At 71.5% G+C, this 10,475-nt stretch carries 10 protein-coding genes; 7 read left to right on the top strand and 3 right to left on the bottom strand.

Annotation, left to right across the window (positions count from 1 at the left end; translation table 11 throughout):
• Nucleotides 1-36 precede the first annotated feature (36 nt).
• Nucleotides 37-1,524 carry a peptide MFS transporter gene (locus ACFW9D_RS35780; protein ID WP_384629221.1) on the bottom strand — a complete coding sequence of 496 codons (1,488 nt, stop codon included), beginning with the start codon at nucleotides 1,522-1,524 and terminating at the stop codon, nucleotides 37-39.
• A 520-nt stretch (nucleotides 1,525-2,044) separates the two neighbouring features.
• Between ACFW9D_RS35780 and ACFW9D_RS35775 the strand changes: the two genes are divergently transcribed.
• Together ACFW9D_RS35775 and ACFW9D_RS35770 are read left to right on the top strand one after the other, a co-directional pair.
• The gene (locus tag ACFW9D_RS35775; RefSeq protein WP_188338522.1) at nucleotides 2,045-2,722 is read left to right on the top strand and encodes a response regulator transcription factor; all 678 of its coding nucleotides are present in this window, start codon (nucleotides 2,045-2,047) and stop codon (nucleotides 2,720-2,722) included.
• Nucleotides 2,723-3,163: 441 nt separating this feature from the next.
• Entirely contained in the window at nucleotides 3,164-4,444 is a 1,281-nt protein-coding gene (locus ACFW9D_RS35770; protein ID WP_188338523.1) for an ATP-binding protein, read from the top strand.
• Nucleotides 4,445-4,458: 14 nt separating this feature from the next.
• Here ACFW9D_RS35770 and ACFW9D_RS35765 read toward each other — a convergent pair whose 3' ends face one another.
• A complete protein-coding gene (locus ACFW9D_RS35765) occupies nucleotides 4,459-4,989 on the bottom strand; it encodes a GtrA family protein (RefSeq protein ID WP_384629218.1) in 531 nt (176 codons plus the stop codon).
• A gap of 191 nt (nucleotides 4,990-5,180) precedes the next feature.
• Between ACFW9D_RS35765 and ACFW9D_RS35760 the strand changes: the two genes are divergently transcribed.
• The 4 genes from ACFW9D_RS35760 (at nucleotide 5,181) to ACFW9D_RS35745 (ending at nucleotide 9,265) form a co-directional block, all read left to right on the top strand.
• On the top strand, nucleotides 5,181-6,299 hold the full coding sequence (locus tag ACFW9D_RS35760; protein ID WP_384629227.1) for a 5-(carboxyamino)imidazole ribonucleotide synthase: 1,119 nt from the start codon (nucleotides 5,181-5,183) through the stop codon (nucleotides 6,297-6,299).
• Nucleotides 6,296-6,838 carry a 5-(carboxyamino)imidazole ribonucleotide mutase gene (purE, locus tag ACFW9D_RS35755; RefSeq protein ID WP_188338526.1) on the top strand — a complete coding sequence of 181 codons (543 nt, stop codon included), beginning with the start codon at nucleotides 6,296-6,298 and terminating at the stop codon, nucleotides 6,836-6,838. The genes ACFW9D_RS35760 and purE overlap by 4 nt, the downstream gene beginning before the upstream one ends.
• 5 nt (nucleotides 6,839-6,843) lie before the next feature.
• Nucleotides 6,844-8,040 carry a dipeptidase gene (locus ACFW9D_RS35750; protein WP_188338527.1) on the top strand — a complete coding sequence of 399 codons (1,197 nt, stop codon included), beginning with the start codon at nucleotides 6,844-6,846 and terminating at the stop codon, nucleotides 8,038-8,040.
• A 142-nt stretch (nucleotides 8,041-8,182) separates the two neighbouring features.
• The gene (locus ACFW9D_RS35745; protein ID WP_384629214.1) at nucleotides 8,183-9,265 is read left to right on the top strand and encodes a dipeptidase; all 1,083 of its coding nucleotides are present in this window, start codon (nucleotides 8,183-8,185) and stop codon (nucleotides 9,263-9,265) included.
• A 23-nt stretch (nucleotides 9,266-9,288) separates the two neighbouring features.
• Here ACFW9D_RS35745 and ACFW9D_RS35740 read toward each other — a convergent pair whose 3' ends face one another.
• A complete protein-coding gene (locus ACFW9D_RS35740) occupies nucleotides 9,289-9,651 on the bottom strand; it encodes a VOC family protein (protein ID WP_384629211.1) in 363 nt (120 codons plus the stop codon).
• 8 nt (nucleotides 9,652-9,659) lie between these two features.
• On the opposite strand from ACFW9D_RS35740, the gene ACFW9D_RS35735 reads away from it, so the two are divergent.
• Nucleotides 9,660-10,244 (top strand): CGNR zinc finger domain-containing protein, encoded by a 585-nt coding sequence (locus ACFW9D_RS35735; protein ID WP_384629224.1) that lies wholly within the window; start codon nucleotides 9,660-9,662, stop codon nucleotides 10,242-10,244.
• Nucleotides 10,245-10,475 lie beyond the last annotated feature (231 nt).

Below are 10,475 nucleotides of genomic sequence, written 5' to 3'. Positions count from 1 at the left end.
GGCGGGCCCTCTGCGTTCAGCGGGGTCCCGGGGACGTCAGCGGACGTCGCCCATGAGCTCCTTGACGCGCTTGCGGTACATGAAGATCGCCGCGCCGGCGAGGACCGCTGCGAGTGCCTCGACGGCGACCATCGGCTTCGTGTCCAGGTTCACGCCGTTGTTCGACAGCAGACCGGTGACGGCGTCGCCCGCGGTGACCGCGAGGAACCAGACACCCATCATCTGGGAGCTGTACTTGGCGGGCGCCATCTTCGTGGTGACCGACAGGCCGACCGGGGAGAGGCACAGCTCACCGACGGTCTGGCAGAAGTAGATCAGGACGATCCACCAGGGGCTGACCTTGCCGTCGCCCGAGGCCGTCAGCGGCAGCAGGAAGACGAAGAAGGAGATGCCGATCAGGGCCAGACCGGCCGAGAACTTGGCGATCGTGCTCGGCTCCTTGCCCGAACGGGCCAGGTAGAGCCAGAGCCAGGCGGCGACCGGGGCCAGCGCCATGACCAGGACCGGGTTGACCGACTGGAACCACGAGACCGGGAAGTCCCAGCCGAACACCGAGGTGTTGACGTTGCTGTCCGCGAAGATCGACAGGGTCGAGCCACCCTGGTCGTAGATCATCCAGAAGACGGCCGCGGCGACGAAGAACCAGATGTAGCCGGAGACCTTGGTCTGCTCGGTCTGGGTCAGCTCCTTGTCCCGCTTGATGCGGAACAGGACGACGACCGGGACGATCAGACCGATGATCAGCAGCGGGTTCGTGGCCCACTTCAGCGTCCACATGCCGGTGCCGCCGACGATGCCGTAGAAGACGACCGCGACGAGCAGCCAGATCATGGCCTTCTTCAGCGTGGCCGCGCGCTCCTGGGCGCTCAGCGGCTTCGGCACCACGTGGGACTTGGCGTCCAGGTGCTTGGTGCCGAGCAGGAACTGGACCAGGCCGAGGGCCATGCCGAGCGCGGCGAGGGCGAAGCCGAAGTGCCAGTTCACGTTCTGGCCGACGGTGCCGATGACCAGCGGGGCGGCGAAGGCACCGAGGTTGATGCCGATGTAGAAGAGCGTGAAGCCGCCGTCACGACGCGGGTCGTTCGGGCCGTCGTACAGGTGGCCCACCATCGTCGAGATGTTGGACTTCAGCAGGCCGGAGCCGATCGCGACGAGCAGCAGACCGAAGTAGAAGGTCGCGGCCATCGGCAGGGCGAGCACCAGGTGGCCCGCCATGATGACGGACGCGGCGATCGCCGTGGTCTTGCGCGGCCCCCAGACACGGTCGCCGAACCAGCCGCCGGGCATGGCGAGCAGGTACACCGTCGACATGTAGACGGAGTAGATGGCGATGGCCGTGCCCGCGTCGAGGCCGAGCCCCGCGGGGGCGACCAGGTACAGCGGGAGAAGGGCGCGCATGCCGTAGTAGGAGAAACGCTCCCACATCTCGGTCATGAAGAGAGTGGCCAGTCCGCGGGGGTGGCCGAAGAAGGTCTTCTGCGGGCCAGGAGTGCTGGCCGCGTCCTTCGTGAGGCTGGACGCCATGGGTCGATCCTCGTGGGGTCTCGGGGGCACGCCGCCGGGTTCGGGACGTGTCCCCTGTGGGGTCTGGCCGGCACCGGTGTCCTGCCGCCCTCCCCACGCCCTGGGGGATCTGGTGCGGCGGGCCCGGGATCCATGCCCGGCGCGCTTCTTGCGCGCAGGGCCCGGCCACAGGTCATTCCATGTCGACGCTGACACTCGTCAGCTCACACAGGAAAGGGACCTTCAGTGCGCGGTGCGCTGCAAAGGTCCCCCAGTAGTGCATCAGGCGTTGAGTCACCTTACGACACCACAGGGCGGGATATGGAAGGACTTGAGACATGGATCACAGGCCAGGAAGGAACCGCTGAGCGAATTCCAAGGCAATTCTCAGCTTCGCACCCCAGACCCGTAGGACGCGAACCCGGAGTATCAGGTTCCGTTCTGATCCCCGGGGCGGAGAGCCCTCGCGCGCGGCCAAGGCGGAGGTGATCTACGGCCGTTCCCCCCGCAGGCGTCCACCGGCGCGGACTACCATCACCCCATGACCCGTGTACTGCTCGCCGAGGACGACGCGTCCATCTCGGAGCCGCTGGCCCGCGCCCTGCGCAGGGAGGGATACGAGGTCGAGGTCCGCGAGGACGGGCCCACCGCGCTCGACGCCGGACTCCAGGGCAGCATCGACCTCGTCGTGCTCGACCTGGGGCTGCCCGGGATGGACGGCCTCGAAGTGGCCCGACGGCTGCGTGCCGAGGGGCACACGGTGCCGATCCTCATCCTGACCGCCCGCGCCGACGAGGTGGACACGGTCGTGGGCCTCGACGCGGGCGCCGACGACTACGTCACCAAGCCGTTCCGTCTCGCCGAACTGCTCGCCCGGGTCCGGGCCCTCCTGCGGCGCGGCTCCGCCGAGCCGAAGGAGGCGCCGGCCACGCACGGCGTCCGTATCGACGTCGAGTCGCACCGGGCCTGGATGGGCGAGGAGGAACTCCAGCTCACGGCGAAGGAGTTCGATCTCCTGCGGGTGCTCGTGCGGGACGCGGGGCGGGTCGTGACCCGGGACCAGCTCATGCGGGAGGTCTGGGACACGACGTGGTGGTCCTCGACCAAGACGCTCGACATGCACATCTCCTGGCTCAGGAAGAAGCTCGGCGACGACGCGGCGAATCCCCGGTACATCGCCACGGTGCGGGGTGTGGGTTTCCGCTTCGAAAAAAGCTGACCCGTCCCTGCGGGGCTTCGGCCGATCAAGCCTCGGCGGTGGTGCTGAGCGGGGCTTCGGCCGATCAAGCCCCTGTGGTGGTGCTGGGCGGGGCTTCGGCCAATCAAGCCCCTGTGGTGGTGTCGAGCGGGGCTCGGGCCAATCAAGCCCCTGCGGCGATTGAGCAGCGGGGTCCGGGGCGGAGCCCCGTGGCCTCAGCGCCGTAGGGGCTTCCCTGTTGTCCGCGGCCTCAGCGCCGTCGTGGTTGCTCGCGCAGTTCCCCGCGCCCCTGAAGGCGCACTTCGTGCACCCCAGGGGGACGGCTGGTCGCGCCCCGTGGCGGAGCCGCTGATCGGATACAGCCCCGTGCCCCTGAAGGCGCACTTCGTGCACCCCCAGGGGCACGCTGGTCGCCGCCCGGGGCGGAGCCTCGGCAGGGAGCTGATCCGGGACACTGAGGGCATGCGTCGCCGTCTGATCAATTCCACGCTCGCCGTCGTGCTCGTCGTGATCGCCGTGTTCGGGGTGAGCCTCGTCATCGTCGAGACCCGGACCATCACCAACAGCGCCCGGGAACGGGTGGAGTCGGAGGCGGTGCGGCTCGCCTCCATCGTGGACAGCCGGCTGCTCAGTGACGAGAAGGTCACCGTCGGCATCCTCAAGGACCAGGTCGCCATCGAGGAGCGGTACGCCGTCATCGAGATGCCCGGCCATCCGCCCCTCGAACTCGGTGAGAAGCCCGAGGGCGACGTCATCGCGTACACCGCGCCGGGGGAGCAGGGCGAGAAGGTCACCGTCGAGGAGCCCCGCTCGGCCGTCACCCAGGAGGTCGGCCGCACCCTGCTGATCATCGCCGGGGTCGCCCTGCTCGCCGTCGTCGCGGCCGTGCTGCTCGCCGTCCGCCAGGCCAACCGACTGACCTCCCCGCTCACCGACCTCGCCTCCACCGCGGAGCGCCTCGGCTCCGGCGACCCCCGCCCCCGCCACAAGCGCTACGGCGTCCCCGAGCTGGACCGCGTCGCCGACGTCCTCGACGGCTCCGCCGAACGCATCGCCCGCATGCTCACCGCCGAGCGGCGCCTGGCCGCCGACGCCTCGCACCAGCTGCGCACCCCTCTCACGGCGCTGTCCATGCGCCTGGAGGAGATCACGATGACGGACGACCTGGACGAGGTGAAGGAGGAGGCGACGATCGCGCTGGCGCAGGTCGAGCGGCTCACCGACGTCGTCGAGCGGCTGCTCACCAACTCGCGCGACCCGCGCACCGGCTCGGCCGTCTCCTTCGACCTGGACGAGGTCATCAAGCAGCAGCTGGAGGAGTGGCGCCCCGCCTACCGCAGCGCGGGCCGCGCCATCGTCTCGTCCGGCAAGCGGCATCTGACGGCCGTCGGCACCCCGGGCGCCGTCGCCCAGGTCCTCGCCGCGCTGATCGAGAACTCGCTCATGCACGGCGGCGGCACCGTCGCCCTGCGCACCCGCGTCACCGGCAACCAGGCGGTCATCGAGGTCACCGACGAGGGGCCCGGAGTCCCCTCCGAGCTGGGCTCGCGGATCTTCGAGCGGACCATCTCGGGCCGCAACTCGACCGGCATCGGCCTGGCCGTCGCCCGCGACCTCGCCGAAGCGGACGGCGGCCGCCTGGAGATGCTGCAGGCGTCCCCGCCGGTCTTCGGCCTGTTCCTGTCGCGCACCCCGATGCGGAAGAACCAGGACGGCGACGAGGCCGGGCACACCATCCGGTAGCGGACCGGGACCGGCTACTTCACACGGTGGACGCTGCGGTCCCGCTGCTCAAGGAACGATTCGGCACTGGCCACGGCCTCCCGCGCCGGCAGCGCCCGGAACACCCAGGTCCGGTACGACCAGAAGCGGAACAGGGTCGCCAGACCCATGCCGAGGAACTTGAAGATGTTGCTCTGCAGCGGGCTGTCCCAGTCGAACCCGTACGTCGCCACGTACAGGACCCCGTTCTCGATCACCAGGCCCACCGCGCTGAACAGCAGGAACAGCGTCATCTCCTTCGCGCGGCCGCTCTTGTCCCGGTCGCGGTACGTGAAGTAGCGGAACCCCACGTAGTTGAAGGCGATGGCGACGACCGTCGCGATCACGCTGGCCCTTACGACCTGGAGGTCCGTGCCGTGGCGCATCAGGTTGAAGACGCCGAAGTTCACCAGGACGCCGAGCGCGCCCACGACCCCGAACTTCGCGATCTCCCGGAACAGTACGGCGAAGCGCCCCCGCAGCCCGCTCGGTCCGGACGGGGGAGTTCGCTCCGTGGTCGCTGTCATGGTGCCGCCTCAGCCCCCGTAGTCCCCGTGAAATGGTCGGGCGGTCGGTCACAACCGCCCCGTCCATGCTAGCCAGCGACCCCCGTGAACGCCGGGAGACGCCCGGTGTGGAGGTTCCTCCAAAAGCTCGCCCGTGCGGGAACCGGCCGATTGGCCGATACCCTGAGGGTGTGACGTTTCCGGTAGTCGGCATGGTCGGCGGCGGCCAGCTCGCTCGTATGACACACGAAGCAGGCATCCCGCTCGGCATCAAGTTCAAGCTCCTCAGTGACACTCCTCAGGATTCCGCGGCGCAGGTCGTCAGCGAGGTCGTCGTCGGCGACTATCGCGACCTGGACACGCTGCGCGAGTTCGCGCGCGGCTGTGACGTGATCACCTTCGATCACGAGCACGTGCCCACCGAGCACCTGAAGGCCCTGGAGGCGGACGGCATACCCGTGCGCCCCGGACCCGACGCGCTCGTGCACGCCCAGGACAAGGGCGTCATGCGGGAGAAGCTCACCTCCATCGGCGTGCCGTGTCCGCGCCACCGCATCGTGACCGGCCCCGCCGACGTCACCGCGTTCGCGGAAGAGGGCGACGGTTACCCCGTCATCCTCAAGACCGTGCGCGGCGGCTACGACGGCAAGGGCGTCTGGTTCGTGCGCTCCGAGGCGGACGCCGCCGACCCCTTCAAGGCCGGCGTGCCGGTCCTCGCCGAGGAGAAGGTCGACTTCCGCCGTGAGCTCGCGGCCAACGTCGTCCGCTCCCCGCACGGCCAGGCCGTCGCCTACCCCGTCGTCGAGTCCCAGCAGGTCGACGGCGTCTGCGACACCGTGATCGCCCCGGCCCCCGACCTCGACGAGGCCCTCGCGGGCGAGGCCCAGGAGCTGGCGCTGCGCGTCGCCCAGGAGCTCGGCGTCGTCGGCCACCTCGCGGTCGAGCTGTTCGAGACCCGCGACGGCCGCATCCTCGTCAACGAGCTGGCGATGCGCCCGCACAACTCCGGCCACTGGACCCAGGACGGCGCGATCACCTCGCAGTTCGCCAACCACGTGCGGGCCGTCCTCGACCTGCCGCTCGGCGACCCGCGCCCCCGCGCGACCTGGACCGTCATGGCCAACGTCCTGGGCGGCGACTACCCGGACATGTACAGCGCCTACCTGCACTGCATGGCCCGCGACCCCCAGCTCAAGATCCACATGTACGGCAAGGACGTGAAGCCCGGACGCAAGGTCGGCCACGTCAACACCTACGGCGACGACCTCGACGACGTGCTGGAGCGCGCCCGTCACGCAGCCGGATACCTGAGAGGGACCATCACCGAATGAGCCCCGAGAGCCCCTCGCGCCCCGTCGTCGGCATCGTCATGGGGTCGGACTCCGACTGGCCCGTCATGGAGGCCGCGGCCAAGGCCCTGGACGAGTTCGAGATCCCCTACGAGGTCGACGTCGTCTCCGCGCACCGCATGCCGCACGAGATGATCGCGTACGGCGAGCAGGCCGCGGGCCGCGGCCTCAAGGCGATCATCGCCGGCGCCGGCGGCGCCGCCCACCTGCCGGGCATGCTCGCCTCGGTGACCCCGCTGCCCGTCATCGGCGTCCCCGTCCCGCTCAAGTACCTCGACGGCATGGACTCCCTGCTCTCCATCGTGCAGATGCCCGCCGGCGTCCCCGTCGCCACCGTCTCGGTCGGCGGCGCGCGCAACGCGGGCCTGCTCGCCGCCCGCATGCTCGCCGCGCACGACGAGGACCTCCTCGCCCGCATGCGCGAGTTCCAGCAGGAGCTCAACGACCAGGCCACCGAGAAGGGCAAGCGCCTGCGGTCCAAGGTCGAAGGCGCGGGCGCCGGCTTCGGCTTCGGGAAGTGAGCGGCATGACCGTCACACCCGAGGCCCTGGAGCAGGCCCGCGCCCTCCTCGCCGACTTCCCGGTCGTCGACGGGCACAACGACCTGCCGTGGGCCCTGCGCGAGCAGGTCACGTACGACATCGACGCGCGCGACATCGCCGCCGACCAGAGCGCCCACCTGCACACCGACCTGGCCCGCCTGCGGGCCGGCGGTGTCGGCGCCCAGTTCTGGTCCGTGTACGTCCGCTCGGACATGGCCGGGGACACGGCGGTCAGCGCCACGCTGGAGCAGATCGACTGCGTCGACCAACTGATCGCCCGCTACCCGGCCGACCTGCGCGCCGCGCTCACCGCCGCCGACATGGAGGCCGCCCGCGCCGAGGGCCGCATCGCCTCCCTCAAGGGCGCCGAGGGCGGCCACTCCATCAACAACTCGCTGGCCACGCTCCGCGCCCTGTACGCGCTCGGCGTGCGCTACATGACGCTCACCCACAACGACAACATCGCGTGGGCGGACTCGGCGACCGACGAGCCCGCCGTCGGCGGCCTGACCGCGTTCGGCCGCGAGGTCGTGCGCGAGATGAACCGCGAGGGCATGCTCGTCGACCTCTCGCACGTCGCCGCCACCACGATGCGCGCGGCACTCGACGTGAGCGAGGCGCCGGTGATCTTCTCGCACTCTTCCTCGCGCGCCGTCTGCGACCACCCGCGCAACATCCCGGACGACGTCCTCGCCCGCCTCAAGGACAACGGCGGCGTGGCCATGGCGACCTTCGTGCCGAAGTTCGTCCTCCAGGCCGCCGTCGACTGGACGGCCGCCGCCGACGAGAACCTGCGCGCCCACGGCTTCCACCACCTCGACACGTCCCCCGAGGCGATGAAGCTGCACCGCGCCTTCGAGGAGGCGCGCCCGCGCCCGGTCGCCACCGCCGCCACCGTCGCCGACCACCTCGACCACATGCGCGAGGTCGCCGGCGTCGACCACATCGGCATCGGCGGCGACTACGACGGCACCGCGTTCACCCCCGACGGCCTCGACGACGTCTCCGGCTACCCGAACCTGATCGCGGAGCTCGTCACCCGCGGCTGGTCCCGGGACGACCTCGCCAAGCTCACCTGGCGCAACGCGGTCCGTGTGCTCGGCGACGCCGAGTCCGTCGCCCGCGACCTCCAGGGCAGGCGGGGCCCGTCGAACGCGACGCTGGAACAGCTCGACGCGTAGGGCATCGCAGGGCATTGCCTGAGGAACGGGTGAGGGCGCCGGAAATTCGGCGCCCTCACCCGTTCGCGCTACTCACCGCGAAACCCTGCCGCACCGCGTGCCACGGTGGTCCGAACGCTTCACCGAATTAAGCAGGACCCTCATGGCAGAACTGCAGGATCACATCAGCGCCCCCGCCGAGGCCGGCGAGCTCGACCAGCCCGCCCCCCACCCGGCCCCGCCCCCACCGGTCCCCACCACCCCCGACCCGGCCCAGGCCCACGAGCTGCTCGCGCGACACCCCATAGCCGACGGCTACAGCGGCCTCCTCCAAGCCCTGCGCACCCTGCCCTGGTACGACCTGGAGCTGGGCGAGAGCGCCGTCGAGACCGACCTGCCCCGGCTGCGCGCCGGCGGCACCGGCGCCCTCCTGTGGGCGCTGCACATCGCGGGCGAGCGGCCCGTCACCAGCGCCCTCGAACAGATCGACCTCGTCAACCACGTCGTCGACCGCTACCCCGAGGGCCTGCGCCTGGCCCGCTCCGCGTCCGAGACCGCCGACGCCCGCGCCCACGGCCGCACCGCCGTCCTCATCGGACCCGCCCCCGCCGAAGCCGCCGGGGACTCTCTCGGCACCCTGCGCGCCCTGCACGCCCTCGGCCTGCGCGCCCTCACCCTCAGCGGCACCGCATGGGCCTGCGACACCGGCCTGAACCGGTTCGGCGAGGAGATCGTCCGGGAGATGAACCGGCTCGGCATGCTCGTCGACCTCACCGGCGCGTCCCCCGCGACCGCCCGGCAGGTGTTCGCCGTCTCCAAGGCCCCGGCGATCCTCACCCGGTCCGCCGCCCAGGCCCTCAACCACCACCCCGACAACGCCCCGGACGAGCTGCTCGCCGCCCTCGGCACGTCCGGCGGCCTGTGCCTCGTGCCCTGCTCCGCCGACCGAACCGGACCCGCGCTCCGCGACGTCGCCGACCACCTCGACCACGTACGCGAGATCGCGGGACCCGGTGCCGTCGGCCTCTCCGGCATGTTCGACACCGCGACCGCGCATCCCGAGGGCCTCGAAGACGTCTCCGGCTACCCCGCGCTCATCGGCGAGCTCATCGAACGCGGCTGGCCCGAGACCGACCTCGCCCAGCTCACCTGGGGCAACGTCCAACGGGTGCTGCGCGCCGCCGAGTTCACCGCCCGCGCCGCGCACCACCGCGGGACCCCGCCCACGGGCTCGCCCCGGATCTAGCGCCCCGCCAGGTCAGACACGACCTAGCAGGCGCAGAGGCAGAACGGGTGCCCGGCCGGATCGGCGTACACACGCCACGTCCGTCCGGGCTCCCCCGTCTCCAGGAGCCGCGCCCCGAGCGCCAGCACCTCCTTCTCGGCCGTGTCCAGGTCCTCGACCCTGAGGTCGAGGTGGAACTGCTGCGAGCCGTCCGCCGCGGGCCACGCCGGCGCCGCGAACCCGGGCGCCTCCTGGAACGCGAGCGCCCGCCCGTCCGGCGCCGTCACGTCCACCCAGTTCCCCTCGTCGCCCGTCACGCTGCCGCCGAGCACCGCGGCGTAGAACTCCGCGAGCGGACGCGGCTCGGGACAGTCCAGCACCACGGTGCCGAGCTTCGCGATGGCCATGATTCCTCCTGAGCGTTACCCCTGTACGGGGTCTACAGGTAACAACTGGCGTTACCGCATGGTGCCGCAGAAGAGGTAACGTCGCAACCATGAACGACCGCGCGCCCGCGCCCGGCGGCCTCGCCCTCGTCGAGGCCCTGGTCAACACGCTGCTCGACATCCGCACCGGCGAGGACGCGCTCGACCGCCCCGAGGTCCGGGCCCGCTTCGGCATCCCGCCCGGCGAACTCGACGCCGCCCGAGCCCTGCGCGAATCCCTGCGCGCCGCCTGCCTCGCCCACGCCGGCCACCCCCCGCACCGCGAGGTCACCCCCCTCACCGACCTCCTCGCCACGGCCCCGCTCCACGTCCGCGTGGACCCCGCCGACGGCGCCGCCACCCTCGCCCCGCCCGACGACGCCTCCCTGACCTCCCGCGTCGCCGCCGCCATCGCCGAGGCCACCACCACCGGCACCTGGCCCCGCCTCAAGGCCTGCGAGGCCTCCGACTGCCACTGGGCCTACTACGACCGCAGCCCCGCCGCCCGCAGCCGCTGGTGCGACATGCGCGTGTGCGGCGCCCGCGCCAAGATGCGCCGCTACAGAGCGAAATAGCCGAGGCCGCGCCGCGCGACGACGAGCGGCGGCCCCCGGGTGGGCCCCATGTTGTACAACACAGGGGCGCGGGGCCTGCCGGCAAAACCCCCCCCGCCCCCACCCCCCGCCGCCCCCCTCATCGGGGGGCAGTGGGCGGGGGGCCCCCTCAACCCCGCCCCCCGCCCCCCCCCCCGCGGCGGGGGCGCACTCCGGATCGGGACACCGCTCAGCCCCGCCCAGTTCACCTTC

Source organism: Streptomyces sp. NPDC059524 (assembly GCF_042749255.1).
Classification (GTDB): domain Bacteria; phylum Actinomycetota; class Actinomycetes; order Streptomycetales; family Streptomycetaceae; genus Streptomyces; species Streptomyces xanthii.
Note: the sequence above shows the minus strand (reverse complement) of the source record. Positions and strands in the feature narration are given on the sequence as shown.